The sequence below is a fragment of the Psychrobacter sp. CX16 genome (assembly GCF_057396245.1).
This window is the reverse complement of record NZ_JBXYJF010000005.1, coordinates 84,933-101,179: the sequence shown is the minus strand read 5'-3', so window position 1 is coordinate 101,179 and position 16,247 is coordinate 84,933. Positions and strand designations below refer to the sequence as shown.

Annotated in this window: 13 protein-coding genes; 4 read left to right on the top strand and 9 right to left on the bottom strand. The window is 43.3% G+C overall.

Annotated features, from left to right (window positions below):
* Positions 1-105: 105 nt before the first annotated feature.
* A complete protein-coding gene (locus tag AC2SLM_RS03335) occupies positions 106-3,192 on the bottom strand; it encodes a DUF2339 domain-containing protein (RefSeq protein WP_486551987.1) in 3,087 nt (1,028 codons plus the stop codon).
* 131 nt (positions 3,193-3,323) lie between these two features.
* Entirely contained in the window at positions 3,324-4,076 is a 753-nt protein-coding gene (locus tag AC2SLM_RS03330; RefSeq protein WP_486551985.1) for a dienelactone hydrolase family protein, read from the bottom strand.
* Positions 4,077-4,390: 314 nt separating this feature from the next.
* Here AC2SLM_RS03330 and AC2SLM_RS03325 point away from each other — a divergent pair, with 314 nt between their 5' ends.
* Positions 4,391-4,870: a YcgN family cysteine cluster protein gene (locus AC2SLM_RS03325; protein WP_486541896.1), complete on the top strand. Its 480-nt coding sequence runs from the start codon at positions 4,391-4,393 to the stop codon at positions 4,868-4,870.
* Positions 4,871-4,985: 115 nt separating this feature from the next.
* On the opposite strand, the gene AC2SLM_RS03320 is transcribed toward AC2SLM_RS03325, so the two are convergent.
* Both AC2SLM_RS03320 and AC2SLM_RS03315 read right to left on the bottom strand, forming a co-directional pair.
* On the bottom strand, positions 4,986-6,278 hold the full coding sequence (locus tag AC2SLM_RS03320; protein ID WP_486541898.1) for an ammonium transporter: 1,293 nt from the start codon (positions 6,276-6,278) through the stop codon (positions 4,986-4,988).
* A gap of 113 nt (positions 6,279-6,391) precedes the next feature.
* The gene (locus tag AC2SLM_RS03315) at positions 6,392-6,730 is read right to left on the bottom strand and encodes a P-II family nitrogen regulator (RefSeq protein ID WP_007394533.1); all 339 of its coding nucleotides are present in this window, start codon (positions 6,728-6,730) and stop codon (positions 6,392-6,394) included.
* Between the two features lie 816 nt (positions 6,731-7,546).
* On the opposite strand from AC2SLM_RS03315, the gene AC2SLM_RS03310 reads away from it, so the two are divergent.
* A complete protein-coding gene (locus tag AC2SLM_RS03310) occupies positions 7,547-7,732 on the top strand; it encodes a hypothetical protein (RefSeq protein WP_486541900.1) in 186 nt (61 codons plus the stop codon).
* Between the two features lie 11 nt (positions 7,733-7,743).
* Here the strand turns inward: AC2SLM_RS03310 and AC2SLM_RS03305 are convergent, their stop codons facing one another.
* Positions 7,744-8,604 (bottom strand): universal stress protein, encoded by an 861-nt coding sequence (locus AC2SLM_RS03305; RefSeq protein ID WP_486551983.1) that lies wholly within the window; start codon positions 8,602-8,604, stop codon positions 7,744-7,746.
* Positions 8,605-8,740: 136 nt separating this feature from the next.
* Positions 8,741-10,243: a SulP family inorganic anion transporter gene (locus tag AC2SLM_RS03300; RefSeq protein WP_486551981.1), complete on the bottom strand. Its 1,503-nt coding sequence runs from the start codon at positions 10,241-10,243 to the stop codon at positions 8,741-8,743.
* Between the two features lie 538 nt (positions 10,244-10,781).
* Between AC2SLM_RS03300 and murD the strand changes: the two genes are divergently transcribed.
* Both murD and ftsW read left to right on the top strand, forming a co-directional pair.
* Positions 10,782-12,296 carry a UDP-N-acetylmuramoyl-L-alanine--D-glutamate ligase gene (gene murD / locus AC2SLM_RS03295; protein ID WP_486551979.1) on the top strand — a complete coding sequence of 505 codons (1,515 nt, stop codon included), beginning with the start codon at positions 10,782-10,784 and terminating at the stop codon, positions 12,294-12,296.
* Positions 12,297-12,393: 97 nt separating this feature from the next.
* Positions 12,394-13,605, top strand: a complete 1,212-nt coding sequence (gene ftsW, locus AC2SLM_RS03290) for a putative lipid II flippase FtsW (protein ID WP_486551977.1) — start codon at positions 12,394-12,396, stop codon at positions 13,603-13,605.
* A 146-nt stretch (positions 13,606-13,751) separates the two neighbouring features.
* On the opposite strand, the gene gluQRS is transcribed toward ftsW, so the two are convergent.
* From gluQRS to AC2SLM_RS03275, 3 genes are all read right to left on the bottom strand, one after another.
* The gene (gene gluQRS / locus AC2SLM_RS03285; protein WP_486551976.1) at positions 13,752-14,717 is read right to left on the bottom strand and encodes a tRNA glutamyl-Q(34) synthetase GluQRS; all 966 of its coding nucleotides are present in this window, start codon (positions 14,715-14,717) and stop codon (positions 13,752-13,754) included.
* Positions 14,718-14,780: 63 nt separating this feature from the next.
* On the bottom strand, positions 14,781-15,215 hold the full coding sequence (gene dksA / locus AC2SLM_RS03280; protein ID WP_486541912.1) for an RNA polymerase-binding protein DksA: 435 nt from the start codon (positions 15,213-15,215) through the stop codon (positions 14,781-14,783).
* Between the two features lie 134 nt (positions 15,216-15,349).
* Positions 15,350-16,204 (bottom strand): metallophosphoesterase, encoded by an 855-nt coding sequence (locus AC2SLM_RS03275; protein WP_486551975.1) that lies wholly within the window; start codon positions 16,202-16,204, stop codon positions 15,350-15,352.
* Between the last annotated feature and the right edge of the window lie 43 nt (positions 16,205-16,247).

Below are 16,247 nucleotides of genomic sequence, written 5' to 3'. Positions count from 1 at the left end.
CATATGCAAATAGCGGCGGTCATTGTTATATAAGGGATTATTTGGTAGTGCTTTGCTCAAAGTTGAGTTGAGCATTTTTATTCATATAGGGGCGCATTGGGCTTATCAAGATGAAAACGCATCAGAGGTATCGAGTTCGTCATCATTCACTGTTTCTTGCTCAGGGGGTAGCGGTGCAAGATATCCAATTAATAGAATCAAACTACCGGCACCGATAAAGGACACCACACGCCAAATGGCATCGGTTTGTGATAAGTCGACCACTACTAGTTTAATCACTACCAAGGCCAATAAACTGATACCCATAAACCACCAAAAGCGTTTACCATTGCGGCTTGACATAAAGGTGGCGATTAGTGCGGTCAACGTCCAAAGGATAGTTAGTCCGGTCTGAACTTGCTCGCTATACCACGCGCCCTGGTCCCAAAGTGGCGTGCCGGCATAAGCATGTAAGGTACGCACCAATAGGCTAGAGAGTGCCCAAAAGCCAATCAGTCCCAGTGCCTTGAGCATGAGTTTTTGATTGGCATCATGCGAAAGATTGGCGGCTAATTTTGAATGACCGGCTGATTTTGATTGAATATCTGAACTGGGCATATCCAACCGATATAAGCTTAATCCATAGCCTAGTACGGCCAAGATGGTGATGTCAAATAGGTTAAGCAGTGGGATATAAGGCAAACCCCAAACCATGCCATTATGCGACCAGTTTGTTGCCACTACCCAAACGAGTAGTAGCGGTAAAAATAGATAACTGCTGCCAGTTAATGCGGTTTTCCAATCAAACCATGTTGGCATGGTCAGCTTGTTTTTAGTCACCGCATAAGTCATGCCAATCAAGCACAAACTTGGTATTAATATAGCAATAACACTATTAGCATTAGGAATTAGATAGTAGGCAAATTCAGTGATTAGCAAAATAACGACCGTTAGCCACAGGGTGCTGTGGAACGAGACCACCGGCTTGTCTGTTGACCAGTGTTTTATCCAAAGCTGCGCAAGCACAAAACCAGCTATTAAGCTAAATACGTAAACAACCCCCTGTGGTTTCACCAGAGCATCATTGCTAAAGCTATCCCATATTGGCAGTACCAATAACAAGATTAAATAAAACACAGGTAACCAGACTTGGCTGATTAAGCTGACCTCGCGCCATTGTTGCCAGCGATTTATAATCCAATAGGCGATAAGATGCAGCAGGATGACAAATGCGATGACGTTGGCGATATTTTGTATTGAGTCATCAAGGACATCGAGCACGATATATAAACTGGCGAATAATGCCCAAGCGGCACCAAAGAAGGTAAGAGTCGTGATAAAGATGGGCGATCGCCATACCACACCAAACGCCCAGCTTTTGGTGAATGTTTGGTTTAAAGAAGGGTGATCGGTTAAGCATAACGCTCGGTTAGGGTCGGTTTTTAGGTTTAATGGGTTGTTGGGCTCTCGCAGTACAAACATTGAGACCATCCAAGCGGCCACTGAAACACTAAGCGCTAAATAACTGGGCGATAAATCGTAAGTATTAAATAGCGATACTAACTGCACGATAGCCAGTATTTGCAGTCCCAAACCAAATAATACCGTCCAACCACGTAACAGGCGACGTCCAAACCAGACCAGTGCTAGACCTTGTAAGCTCCAGCCGCACGCTATCCAATTGGCATCAAAGGCTAAGGCAATGGTCAAAGCGGTAAAGCCAAAACCAAGGGCTAGCATACCTTCAATAATCAAGGTCTGCTGACCGCGGCGATTGTGTTTCATAAAAATAAAGCCGGCTATTAGATAGACCGCGGCCATAAGGGCGCTGCTGATGGTTAAGGCATTATCAATATCGCCCAATAGAGTATTTAACAGGCCAAATACCAATAGTGGCGTAGCAAACATCAAACCTGTATCAATGGGCAGTATCGGTCGCTGATTATTGTCATCAGCATTTGTTTCAGTTTGGCTGCTTAAAGCAGGACTTACTAAGGAGGCGTTGTACTTAATAACTTGCTGCGCATAACGAATGGCGATAAATAAATACAGTAGCCAATGCAGAACGGTAATCACGGTCAACTCTGTACGCTGCGCCTCTATTTGTGCGTCGAGTAAACCCTCAAAGCCCCAATAATAGGCCAGTCCAAAGGTAACCGTCGCCCCAAGTAGATTGAGCACCTTCCAGGTTCGGTAGTGCGCAATAATAGCAATAGCCACGTTTAATAGTAAGAAATAGCCAAACAACACGGTCACAGTACCGCTGTCGTCACTGGTCAATATTGGTGCTAAAAAGGCGCCTGAGAAGGCAAGTAATGCCAACGGGAATGCGTTTTGGCGTAAGGCTAAAGCGACAGTCACCGCAGACAACACACCTAATAGTACAAAGCTCGGTAGGCTAGGGATAACGTGATACACCTGATAGGCAAAGAAGGCGGTTAAATAGGCGGCAGACAGCCCAGCACCTTGCAAAGTAATGCCATAGGTAAAGCGTTTTTTGACTAGCTCTAATCCCAAGCCTGCGACTAATAACCCGACTACGCCGACCGCAAGCAGTTTAATTTCAATCGGCATTTCAAAGTGTTCGCTTAGCAAACGAAGGAGCAGTACCACACCCATTAGTAGCACAATGGCGCCGACACGCACTACTAAATTACCCCCAAAGAACCAGTTTTTTAACGTATGCAGTAAAGAGGTGACGATAGGCGTCGATTGTTCGTCGGGTTCAGCACGATTGGGTTGGACCGTGCGTTTTTTAAGGGTGGATACGGTCGTTTTAGAAGGTGCGGTTTTTTGGATTTTGGTTAATATAGGACGTTGTTCAGATTCTAGATCTGAGGTGCTATTCTCATCTAATGCTTTATTCTCAGTATTTAAAATAGAGGAGGTAACAGGGGTAGCAATAGAGGGCTCGATGTTTGTGTCATCAAGCGTATCATCGAAAGCAGAGTCTATTGTACTGTTAGGTAGCGGGCTAGTCTCGGGCTGCTCTGATAAAGTATCATTAGTAAGAGTGGGCGGCGTTCTAGTCGACTGAGCTTTAATACTATGAATCTGCTTATCTAGCTGCTCAAGGGTCTTTTGCGTGGTACTCAGTTCACTGCGTAAGTCTAAAATATCTTGTTTTAGCCGGCGGATATTATCTTTTGTGAATACCCATAAAATAATAAAAGCCCCAATGAATAAAATATTAAGCACCCAAACGTCAAACATCACCATCGCCTCGAATAAACCATTGTTGGTATAAGAGACGATGATGATGTTATTTTAAGCTAAACGCAAGGGTTAACTGACAGCTAGTTAAGTAAGTAACCTACTATCATTTATTAGCGTTGGTTTTAAAACTACTCGTAATGGTTGTGTAGTTTTTGACGCATGAACTCAATCATTTTGTTCCAGCTTTCATTGGCAGCAGTTTCGTTGTAGCCTAAGTCTACGCCATTTTCAGCGGCACGTTGATCTGCTTTTGGATTGGTAAAGCCATGCTTTGCATTGTCGTACACATCAACGGTGTAGTTAACGTCTGCGTTATCAAGCTCTGCTTTTAGCGCTTCAACGGCATCCATAGATACCATGCTGTCTTCACGGCCGTGAGCGACTAATACGTCTGCTTTAAACTTACCTTTTTCAGCAGGCCGCTTAGGTGTCAAGTTACCATGGAAGGTCGCTACTGCTTTTACTGGCATACCTTCACGAGCCATATCTAAAGCGATTTTACCGCCGAAGCAATAGCCGATAACCGCCAAGTTATCGCCATCAACAGGCAGCTGATCAGCAAAATCGTTTAAGATGGCACGGCAACGACCCATTAATTTGTCTTGGTCATCAAGCATTTGAGTCATCCACTCATTGGCCTGCGCTGCATCTGTGGTTAATTTGCCTTCACCATAGATATCCATCGCAATCGCTGCAAAGCCTGCACGTGCTAAATGTTCGGTCACTTCACGTGGATGATCTACCACGCCCCACCATTCTGGTGCAACCAAGATACCTGGCACTGAGCTTTTATCAGTGGTGTTTTCTGGCAGTGACACATAGCTGATTAGCTCCATACCATAGTCAACAGTTGTTTTTAGCTCATAGCTTTTAATATCCATCTTTTTATTTCCTTATGTTTATTATTGGGATTGTTTGAAATAAAATTGAACCAAATAAAAAGGAACAATAGTGATTAGTAATCAATAAATGAAATTGAAATTTTAATGACTCCACTAACATAACAAAGTCTATCACCAGTTTCGATTAAAGAAATGTGAAGATGTTTTATTGTTTGGAGAATGAGGTTTAATAGCCGTTAGATTTGTAGACGACTTTATCGCTATATATTGATAACTCGTCATTTGTTGTCATAATAAGTACTTAACTAAATGCATACACTGATTAAAATCGCACCGGTCGATTGAGAAAATTTATGGCAACTGACACACTGATACGTCCTAACTTCTGGCAACAGTATCAACTAGAGGCATTGACAACCGCTGAATGGGAAGCGCTTTGTGATGGCTGCGGTGGCTGTTGTTTGGAGAAGTTTTTGGATAATCCCAATAAGCCGTACGAGGTGGAATATACTGATGTATCTTGTAAGCTACTTGATTGTTCGACCGGCTATTGCTCAAATTATGAAAATCGCAAACAGTATGTACCTGAGTGTGTGTCGCTAACCGCAGAAAAATTGCCAGATATGATGTGGCTGCCAAGTAATTGCGCTTATAAACGTCTGTATTTAGGACAAGGATTGCCCGAGTGGCATTTATTGATTACTCAAGATATCGAGAAAACCAAGCAAGGTATGAAAGAGGATGGCGTCGGCGTCGCTGGACGCTGTATCAGTGAGAAGTATGTCGATGAAGATGAGTTAGAGGAACGTATTGTCCAATGGATACAAGCTTAATATCTATAGTCAACGTCAATTAGAATAGCGCGTCACCAACCGCAAAAAGGAGCCAATCGGCTCCTTTTTTTATAGTTATGATCTTATAAGCTATCGTACGTGATTAACTTAACATCTAGTTAACGAACTCAGGATACGCTTCTTGACCACACTCTGAGAGGTCTGCGCCTTCATACTCTTCTTCTTCTGAGATACGTAAGCCAACGACTGCTTTTAGAACGCCCCAGACGATTAAGCTACACACAAATACCCAAACAAAGATAGTCGCTGCGCCCATAAGCTGCATACCAAAAGTGGTGCTGTCATTAGTAATAGGAACAATCAATAAACCAAACAGACCCACCACACCATGTACTGAGATGGCACCAACTGGATCATCAATCTTCATTTTGTCTAAGATTAAGATAGAACCAACCACAATCATACCGGCGACAAAGCCAAACACGGTAGCAAGTAGCGGTGTTGGGGTATCAGGACCTGCGGTAATGGCAACCAGACCAGCCAATGCACCGTTTAATAGCATGGTTAAATCGGCTTTACCGAAGATCATGCGGGCCAATAACAAGGCACCGATAGCACCACCAGCGGCAGCTGCGTTTGTATTTAAGAACACCAGGGCAACAGTATGTGCACTATTAATATCACCAAGCTTTAGAACCGAACCACCATTGAAGCCGAACCAGCCTAACCATAGGATAAAAGTACCTAAAGCGGCTAGCGGTAAGTTTGCACCAGGAATCGCGCGGATTTGGCCATTTTTGCCATATTTTCCTTTACGTGGGCCGAGTAATAATACGCCAGCTAATGCGGCTGCAGCACCGGCCATATGTACAATACCAGAGCCTGCAAAGTCGGTAAAGCCTGCACGAATCACATTGCCTGCGTCGTCTGTGATTTCACCTAATGAGAATAGACCAAAGACAGATTGACCATTCCACGTCCAACTGCCCTCCATTGGATAGATAAAGCCCGTCATCACAACTGCAAAGGCGAAGAATACCCAAAGTTTCATACGCTCAGCAACCGCGCCCGATACGATAGACATACAGGTTGCAACGAATACCACTTGGAAAAAGAAGTCAGAGGCAGAAGAATATACTGAATCACCATCAAAGCCATTTTCAGCAGAAGCGGCTAGTGCATCGGCAACCAAGGTTTCACTGCCAGTAATACCGCTTAAGAAGTATCCGCCGCCATACATAAACTGATAGCCACAAATCATGTACATGGTACAAGCAATGGCGAAGAGACCGACGTTTTTGGTTAAAATTTCAGTGGTGTTTTTAGCGCGAACAAGACCGGCCTCTAACATAGCAAAGCCTGCCGCCATCCACATAACCAGTGCGCCGCAAATTAGGAAGTAAAAGGTGTCTAGTGCGTACTGTAGTTCAAAAATCTGGTTTTCCATAATGATTCCCCCTTGGAATGCAATCGATATTAGCAAGACGTTATTTGAGCGGTTAAGTTTTTGGTATTTGGCTTAAGCGCGGCAAATGTGTCTTTTTTTAAAATTGTTGATGCTTAAATTGCATCAGGACCTGTCTCGCCAGTACGGATGCGAATAACTTGCTCCAGTGGGGAGATGAAGATTTTACCATCGCCAATTTTGCCCGTGCTTGCAATACGAGTAATCGCTTCAATGGCAGGCTCTACCATCTCATCGGTTACAGCAACTTCTACCTTTACTTTTGGTAAGAAGTCCACAACATACTCTGCACCGCGGTACAGTTCGGTATGGCCTTTTTGACGTCCGAAACCTTTTACTTCAGTAACGGTCACACCTTTCACACCAATTTCAGATAAGGCTTCACGCACATCATCCAGTTTAAAAGGTTTTAATACAGCGGTAATCAATTTCATAGGAAATTCCTTGTTAATGATTTTGATAATTATTGGAAACAAACAGTCTGCTAATACAACAAACTACTTATCTACTATTGATGTCATTGTTTCAAGAATTGTGCCAACTAAAAACGAAGGGGGAAGACGTTTTTAGGGCTTTTATTGCATCAAAATAGTGCGTTAAAAATATAACGCACCATTTTGGTGTGCACCATATCAGATAATAGCTAGATTATTATAGCGAAGTTTCCTAAAAGAGGGTTAGCCATTGGTTAGCAATTTGTGAAAGAATTGCAGGTGGTCAATCAGGCGTCATTTGGGCATATCAAAAGGGCTAATATTGCGCATCGTAAAATATTAGTAATCAAGCTGCTTGTCGTTAAAATCTAATAGGGAAACTGACGTTTAAGCCGCTCGCAATTTATTGAGTGATTTACCTATGGGTTATATTAGTAGATAGTTTGGTTACCCAGTTACTTATCGTTAATAATAAAGGATAGGTTATTACTTTATAAATCTGATATTTATATTAATATCAAGTTAAAGAAACTGTAATTCTAATAATAGTTTTCTTTATAATCATTCAAAGACAGCAGTCAAATTCAAATTTACATAAGAAAATCAGTGCATTAATAGATATAAATATAATAAAAATCAATTTTTCACACGCATGAACAAGATGCACTGCACTGTTGGTTGTTATACAGTTAATAAACAAAGGGTCACGAGTCTTCGCACCTGTCTCTAAATATCAACCGTAAAGCATTGCTGCTAGTATTGCTTACTGGATTTACTGCCTTAACTTTAGTAGTTGGGCTGACCTCGTCTTATTATTTGACTGATACTGACCTCCTTATCGGTGGTCGCCCATTCTGGCACGATGTCAAAAAGACTCAGACTTTAGAAGGCGCTAAACAGTGTGCATTAAAGGGAATTGAGGAAGAGGTGTCAAAAGGAGTTCCGTTCATCCGTCCCCCTTTTGATGTGTGTGATCCAAACTTGACCGCCCTTTTTGTTTAAATCTTGGCAAACTACATTTTTGGATAAAGTAGATAAGGCGTTTTACTGGCGCTTAATAGCTTGCGAGTATCGCTACCGTGCAGCAGCTCATGCAAGCGTGATTCGCCAAAGGCACCAGATATCAATAAGTCCAAATTATGCTGATCTTGATAATAGATTATTGACGAGGTGACATCATGGCCTGAAATGAGTGCTTTTCTACACTGGACACCGGCTTGTTTTAAACGCGCATAAGCTTCTCTTAATGCATCCTTATTACGCTCATTTTCTTCACCAACCATCACCACATGCAAGGTAAGATTTCTAATCAGCTTACTACTGCACAGCCAGTCTAATAATGCGTGACAAGTCCGGCGATTATCAAACGCAAATAGCGCAGTTTTGGGTATTTTAAAGGTCTCGTGAGTGACCAGAGCAGGGCAACGGCTGGCACGAATCAGCTGTGAAAGCGTGTCTTTACAGGTCACTTGATGACCGATAACCACCAATTGTGCTGTCTCATCAACATAATCTAGACTTTCAGCAATAGAGGCATGGCGGTGCAAAGTATATATATGATGCTCATAACGGCCTTGATGCTGCTCGCAGTAGTTTTCAGATTGCTTTAGTAGCAGGCGACCTTGATCACGCAGTTTTCCGTTACTATCACGCTCCTCTATGGTTAACTGATTTAATAAATGCTCGCCATCATCGGCTATCAAGCAGCCGGAATAATCCATCGCGCCTTTATGATGGACGCTCGGCGCGGCATGAAGCAAGCCGATGGGTACCTGGAACATCTTAGCCGCCCACATACTGGCGTCCAATACCGCTTGAACATGGTTAGGGCAGTCAAGGCAAGCGATAACACTGTCAGGTCGTAAATTACTCATAAGAATCACTCAATTAAATGTATTTTGAGACAACGCATATCAAAAATCCCACTCTAGCACTACTAGAGTAGGATTATAAGCCGTCTTTATTTAAAGATGGCCAAAAGCAAGCGTGGGCTTATCGAGTGTAGCAATATTAATCCAGTAAGCCAATATCGCGGCGATCATGGATTGAGAATTTGTCGATAATGGTGCGGCTGGCATCATTAAGACCCACGACCTGAACCTCGATACCTTCACGCTGAAAACGAATAACCAGTTTGTCTAGCGTATCAACAGCAGTAATATCCCAAAAATGAGCTTGGCTCACATCAATCACCACTTTATCTAGCGCTTCTTTGGTATCAAAGCTGTCTAAGAACTGGGTGGTAGAGCTAAAGAATACCTGACCTTGCACGTAGTAATAACGAGTATTACTGGCATCATCATATTCACTAACCACACTTAAGAATTGACCAATCTTATTGGCAAAGAACAGTGCTGATAACAATACACCGACCAACACACCATACGCTAAGTTATGGGTAAAGACAGTCGTTAATACGGTTGCTAGCATCACTACGTTAAACGACTTAGGATGGGTTTTAAATTCGCGAATAGATTCCCAGTTAAAGGTACCGATAGACACCATAATCATCACAGCGACTAACGCGGCCATCGGAATTTGGCTGACCCATTCGCTTAAGAATACCACCATAATCAGCAGTACCACACCGGCAATCAATGTGGATAAGCGAGTACGGCCGCCTGATTTGACGTTAATGACCGATTGACCAATCATCGCACAGCCTGCCATACCACCAAAGAAGCCAGAAGCAACGTTGGCAATACCTTGACCACGACACTCACGATTTTTATCACTTGGGGTGTCGGTCAAATCATCAACGATGGTTGCGGTCATCATCGATTCAAGCAAGCCCACTATGGCAAGCGCAATTGAATAAGGCGCGATAATCATTAAGGTCTCTAAGGTCAATGGAATATCTGGCAATAGGAACATCGGCAGCGTATCAGGTAGCTCGCCCATATCACCCACATTACGGATATCCAGACCCATATATAGAGCAACGATGGTGAGACCCACGATACAAATAAGCGGTGATGGGATGACTTTGCCAATCTTGGGAATCAGCGGGAAACCATAGATAATAGCCAAACCGGCCGCAGTCATGATATAAACAGGGATGCCAACGCGGTCAACCGCAGGGTTTAATTCAGGCAACTGCGCCATAAAGATTAAAATGGCAAGCGCGTTAACAAAGCCAATGACCACCGAGCGTGAGACAAAGCGCATGAGGTTGCCAAGTTTAAACACCCCCATAAAGAACTGAATCACACCGCACAGCAAGGTCGCGGCTAGTAAATATTGCAAACCGTGATCGGCGACCAAAGTTACCATGACCAGTGCCATCGCACCGGTGGCAGCAGAGATCATGCCTGGTCGACCACCCACAAAACTGATGACAACGGCAATACAAAAAGAGGCGTAGAGTCCAACTTTTGGATCTACACCCGCGATAATAGAGAAGGCAATGGCTTCAGGAATGAGTGCTAAAGCGACAACCAAACCGGATAGAACATCGCCGCGCACATTAGAAAACCACTCGTCTTGAATCGTATTTATAGAAGGTACTCTCATAGGCTTTGGGTCGGCTACTTAATTTTTAGGTTATATTTCAGAGTGCAGCGCGTCGATAACAGCAGACAATCACCGCACAAAAAGGGGATGCAAATCGCATGGGTTTTGATAAAAAAAAGTGAGCAATCGATAAACGTAAGGCCGTTATCGCGCTGTTTATTTAAATGCGTCTCTAAACGTCTCTAAATAAGCTGCTTTTTATGCTAAATTCAATATTTAGCGATAAAGCGTTAGTAAATTAAGGTCATTACCGCTAGGGTCATGGTAGAATAAATAACCCCCAAAACCGGCAGCGGTGTCGCGGCTATTTTAGCATTAAATACCCTTATCAATAAAAACCAATTATAGGTCAATTGCAGGTAGATAATCGCAGCAAGGCGCTAAGCAGGTTCTCAAATCAATAGGGCATATGTCTATTAATAATAAATGCCCTGAATAGATAAATGCCCTGAATAAATAAGAACCGGCGTTCAGCCATGCGATAAAATAGCAACAAAAATGGGTGCATCATATCACAATAAAGAGACAAGGACAGACCATGAGTACTGACCAATCCGTTACCAGATCCTCTTATCGTTCACAGTCATCTAAGCCCAATAGCGGCGCAGAGCAATACACGCCAAAACCCAAGTCTGATTCGTCCTCCCTCATTCAAAAAGGCAGTGGCCTACATGTTGTTATCGGCCTAGGGCAATCTGGCCTAGCAGCGGCTAATTATTTGGCCCGTAGCGGTTACAGCGTTGCTATTACCGATACCAATGCTGAACCAAACTTGGCTGAGTCGTTAGACCCAAGCATCAGTATTCGTGCATTTGGTGACATTGATGCAGAATTGTTGTTACAAGCGTCGCGTATTATTATTAGCCCAGGTGTGGCTTTAACTACGCCGGCTGTTGCACAGGCGAAGCAAGCCGGTATTGAGATTGTCAGCGATATTCAACTGTTTAAAGAAGCATACAGTGCACCAATTGTGGCGATTACGGGCTCTAACGCTAAAAGTACAGTGACAACCTTGGTTGGTCAAATGGCCAGAGATGCCGGCATCAATGTCGGGGTGGGTGGTAATATTGGTCTACCCGCGTTAAGTTTATTAGAAGACGAGTCACTTGGTGATAAGATGCAGCTTGCGGTATTGGAGTTGTCGAGCTTTCAGCTTGAGACAGTGACCAATTTGGGTGCAAAAGTCGCCACCGTGCTGAATATGTCACCAGATCATCTAGACCGTCACGGCGATATGTTGGGTTATCATCAAGCCAAACACCGTATTTTCCAAGGCGCACAATCTATTGTGGTCAATCGTGACGATGCTTTATCACGTCCGTTAATTGCTGATGATACGCCTCGATTAAGTATCGGTTCGAATGCGCCTGACTTAGGCGAATATGGCATCCTTACCGAAGGCGATGGTAGTCTGTATCTAGCCAAAGGCACCCAAAAATTGATTAATGCCGACGAGTTAAAAATTAAAGGTAAGCACAACTTGGTTAACGGCTTGGCAGCTTTGGCACTAGGTGAGTTAGCCGGTCTACCTATTGAAAGCATGCTAGAGACGCTAAAAGGCTTCTCTGGATTACCGCACCGCTGTCAGTTCGTCGATAGAGTCAATAACGTTGATTATTTTAATGACTCAAAAGGCACCAATGTGGGCTCAACCCTAGCTGCTATCTCAGGCTTAGGTTCGGTTTACAGTGCTCAAAATGAAGGCAAAAGTAAGCTGCTACTTATTTTAGGTGGGCAGGGCAAAGGTCAGAAGTTTGGTGAATTAACCGCGCTGATCAACAAACATGTCAGCCAAGTTATTTTGATTGGTGAAGATGCGCCGATTATTTACGAGCATTTAACTGAGGCAAAAATTAGCGATGAAGTCGATGTGCATAGATGTCAGACGCTAGAAAAAGCAATAGAAAAAGCGCAAACTTTAACTGCAAGTAGCCTATCTCAGGTGGCAGCAGTGCTATTGTCACCGGCCTGTGCAAGCTTTGATCAATACCCAAGTTATACCAAGCGTGGTGAGCATTTCTGTGAGCTTGTTGAGACGTTAAAAGCCTCTTAGTTTTTATAAGTTATCATGAGTTCAATCACTTACTGTGTTTAAGCTCATTTTCGTTAACCCTCTTTAATACATTGTTTTTAAGTACAGTTGATACCCTATGGCAAAAAATACTGCTAACGCATCTGGCTATACCCCCAATGCACTTTCCAAACGTAAACGTAACAAAACAGGCGTATTTTCCTTGCCATCAGCGGGCAGTGTCCTGTTTGCTAGCGTGTGCTGCTTACTGGTTTTAAGCCTAGTGATGGTGGCGTCGGCTTCTATTCCTTTCGCTAATATGCATGATATCAGTCAGCTCTATTTCTTTAAGCAGCAACTGACCTATATGATTGTGGGCATGATAGCAGGATGTATTACTTATAAGCTTATCCCCCTGAAATTACTTTATGACATGACAACACTTGGCTTGGGGTTACTGTTGATGTTAACCCTGATGGTGTTGACTTTAATATTTGGTGATGAGATTAATGGTTCTAAGCGCTGGCTTGAGTTAGGTCCATTTAACTTCCAAGTTGCTGAACTGGTGAAGCTAATCATGGTTATCTTTACCGCTGACTTCGTTGTTCGTCGGGGTAATGAGGTGAGACGAGGTATAGGTGGTATATTACGTATGGGTGCTCTGATATTCATACTGGTATTTTTATTCTTAAAACAGCCCGACTTTGGCTCACTAGTGATGGTCATTGGTGTGATATTAGCGATCTTCTTTGTCGCTGGAGCACCTTGGAGTCAATCACTATTCTTGCTGGTTGCAGGGGGCTTTGCTGGTGCGGTTGCGGTTATATTCCAAGACTATCGTATGAGTCGTGTGACCTCTTTTCTAGATCCCTTTGATGATATTCAAGGGTCGGACTATCAGTTGGCACGAAGTTTAATTGCATTTGGGCGGGGTGAGGTGACCGGTGTTGGCTATGGTGAAAGTGTCCAAAAGCTAGCACATTTACCAGAAGCACATACCGACTTCTTGTTGGCGATTACTGGTGAAGAATTAGGACTGATTGGAGTGTTAACCGTACTATTGCTAGAAGCCCTGATTATTGCTAGTGCCATGCGTATCAGTTACATCGCATTAAAAAACCATCAGATGCGATTAAGTTATACCGCTTATGGTTTTGCGGTTATCTTTATTGGTCAGGTAATGATTAACGGCGGTATGAACATGGGTATTATGCCGACCAAAGGCTTGACCATGCCGTTCTTTAGCTATGGTGGCTCTTCAATGGTCATTAGTTTGATTATGATTGGCATCTTATTGAAGATTCACAAAAGAAGTCCGAAAATTCCAGCAAGTAATTGTCGTAGCTATTAGTTAGTAGTAGCAATCTGCTTATTAAGAGCAGAGTGGTTACACGTTCAAACCATAATAACTACCGCAAAAGGGCCATATAGAAATTCTATAGGGCCCTTTTATTGGTTAAATGATATAAGCAACCTAATTTGGACAACCTTTAAGAGCTAAATATTTGGGGGTTGTACTTGCCCCAACCGTTGCTGATTTTTGAGTGGCTCGTTTTGCCACTGGCTTACTGCCTGAGCCATCATAATCTCTGGCTTATCGGTATCGACGCTAGGCTGCTTTAACAATTGTAACGCTTGATGAATAAGCTGCTGACACTTCTCGACACTCGAGGTATCAATTGGCTTGGCCAGATTCTGTTTAGACAGCTTCTGTCCTTGCTCATTTTCGACCAAAGGTAGATGATACCAGTGCTCAACAGCGGGCAGATCAAGATAGTGCATGATAGCAATCTGAGCCGTGGTCAGTGGTAGAATATCTAGCCCGCGCATCACATGAGTAATACCTTGTAGCCCATCGTCAACACTGGCTGCCAAAAAGTAATTCACAATGCCATCAGCACGCAGAATTACCACATCGCCTAGCATTTTCTGTGGATTTGCCCACTGCATGCCCTGTAGACCGTCTAAAAAGCCAATACTATAGTTGGGTAATTGAATACGGATTTTGACATCAGTCAAATCAGATGTTGAAGCGTCTATTGTGTTGTTTGAGAGAGTAGATGTTGGCTTGGGCAGGCAAAAGCGGGGGTAGATGTCATAGTCACGTAGCTGTTTGCGAGAGCACCGACAGCCATAAACACGCTGATTTAAGTTGTTTGCCAGTAGCTCGTTATAGATATCCTCTCTCTCAGACTGATACCAAACATCGCCATCCCAGTGTAGCCCCAGATTATCCAAATCAATTAATATCTGTTCACTAAATTTTGGATGACAGCGCTGACGATCGGTATCTTCGATACGTAATAGCCAATGACCATTGATTGATTTAATATGGCAATAACTGGCAATCGCTGTGGTCAATGAGCCCAAATGCAATTTGCCGGTAGGGGAAGGTGCAAAACGGCCCACAGCCGGCCTATAAATAGGCCTAGCGGTGGACCGTTTTAAATCGTGTATTGGCATAGGTCAGACAATATAGGTTAAAAGTGTGACCTGCAATATACTACAAATCAAAGCGCTAAAAAACTAAGAGTGGCCCCAGTTCTGACGCTCTTTGATTTCAGAAAGAGTCTTACAGTCGATACACTGAGTCGCAGTAGGTCGGGCTTCTAGACGGCGCAAACCAATTTCAACACCACAGGTTTCGCAAAACCCATAATCGCCACTGTGAATCTCGGCGATTGATTTATCAATCTTACGAAGCAATTTGCGTTCTCTATCACGCGTACGCAGCTCTAGCGCAAACTCTTCTTCTTGAGTGGCTCTATCGTTGGTATCTGAAAGGGAGGCTGATTCGTCCTGAATGTAGCTTTTCGTACGGTCAGCATCGCCTATCAGTTGCTGCTTCCATGCTTTAAGAATGGCTTCAAAATGCTCAAGTTGAGCATCCGACATATATTCCTCATCGGCTTTTGCGTCATAAGGCTTAAAAATTAGGTCGTCAGTAGCAGTTTGACTCATGACAATTTCCTATATCCATTTAAGTAGAGGAGCTGAAATAAAATAATTGACTCTTATACCACAGTTTAATTCCATTTACTAGAAACTTTACACCAAGTACGGCATTGAGCCTCGTCTGCGCATAACCAATGAAGTTACGCTTCAGGGTCAGACAGATGGTCATGCTTTAATCGTGTCACCCAACTGTCTAACGTGCCATCTTGATGCAGCGCCAGCCAGCGATATCCCGGTCTTGCCTGACTATCAATCGCAAAATCATCTTGCTTTGGCAGAAACTGATAACAGGTGGAGGGCGTAGTATAAACCTTAACCTGCCCATGCTCTTGCGTATATGACTGATGAACATGACCACTTACAATGGCTTTAATATTGGAGTGCTGCTCAACGAATCGCCAAAAGGGTTTCGTATTTTTGACCATATGTGCATCAATCCAAGCGGAGTCCATTGGATGCACGTGATGATGCATGGTTATTATGACAGGATTGTGACTTGCCTGTACTTTTTGGCGTAGCCAGTCGAGAGTTGTGTTATCGATTTCACCAAAGATCTGACCAGGTACGCTCGAATCTAAGAGCAATAATTGCCAGTTGTTTAGGTTAATAGAATGACGTGATAACAACCGCTTATCAGGCTGATGCGGCACAAATTGACGCTGTTCGAAAGGCAAATCTAAGCCCAGCTCATCGGTCACATCGTGATTACCTGCAATACAGGCAAAATCAATACCGGTATCGCCTAAGGTTTGATAAATTCGGTCGTATATCTCAGGTTTGACCTCATTGACCAAATCGCCGGTTAATAAAATCAAATCACAACGTCTATTCTCGCTCAATGCCTGCTGCAAACAAGTCATAAAACTGTAGTGATTGTTAATACCAGCCGTACTGACCGAGGTATCCAAATACAAATGAGGATCCGTCAGTTGCAAAATATTAACTGTGCCATCAGACGTTTCAATATGCGTGGGTGTCGCTGGGAGTGGCGTCATTAAGCGTATGCCTATTAATATCAATAATAAGAGTACTGTTGAA

Excerpts from the sequence above, each read along its gene's own strand:
- AC2SLM_RS03275 (WP_486551975.1), bottom strand. The coding sequence starts at position 16,204 with ATGACGCCACTCCCAGCGACACCCACGCATATTGAAACGTCTGATGGC.
- ftsW (WP_486551977.1), top strand. The coding sequence starts at position 12,394 with ATGGCAAAAAATACTGCTAACGCATCTGGCTATACCCCCAATGCACTT.
- murD (WP_486551979.1), top strand. The coding sequence starts at position 10,782 with ATGAGTACTGACCAATCCGTTACCAGATCCTCTTATCGTTCACAGTCA.
- AC2SLM_RS03305 (WP_486551983.1), bottom strand. The coding sequence starts at position 8,604 with ATGAGTAATTTACGACCTGACAGTGTTATCGCTTGCCTTGACTGCCCT.
- AC2SLM_RS03315 (WP_007394533.1), bottom strand. The coding sequence starts at position 6,730 with ATGAAATTGATTACCGCTGTATTAAAACCTTTTAAACTGGATGATGTG.
- AC2SLM_RS03300 (WP_486551981.1), bottom strand. The coding sequence starts at position 10,243 with ATGAGAGTACCTTCTATAAATACGATTCAAGACGAGTGGTTTTCTAAT.
- AC2SLM_RS03325 (WP_486541896.1), top strand. The coding sequence starts at position 4,391 with ATGGCAACTGACACACTGATACGTCCTAACTTCTGGCAACAGTATCAA.
- AC2SLM_RS03320 (WP_486541898.1), bottom strand. The coding sequence starts at position 6,278 with ATGGAAAACCAGATTTTTGAACTACAGTACGCACTAGACACCTTTTAC.
- AC2SLM_RS03335 (WP_486551987.1), bottom strand. The coding sequence starts at position 3,192 with ATGTTTGACGTTTGGGTGCTTAATATTTTATTCATTGGGGCTTTTATT.
- dksA (WP_486541912.1), bottom strand. The coding sequence starts at position 15,215 with ATGAGTCAAACTGCTACTGACGACCTAATTTTTAAGCCTTATGACGCA.
- AC2SLM_RS03330 (WP_486551985.1), bottom strand. The coding sequence starts at position 4,076 with ATGGATATTAAAAGCTATGAGCTAAAAACAACTGTTGACTATGGTATG.
- gluQRS (WP_486551976.1), bottom strand. The coding sequence starts at position 14,717 with ATGCCAATACACGATTTAAAACGGTCCACCGCTAGGCCTATTTATAGG.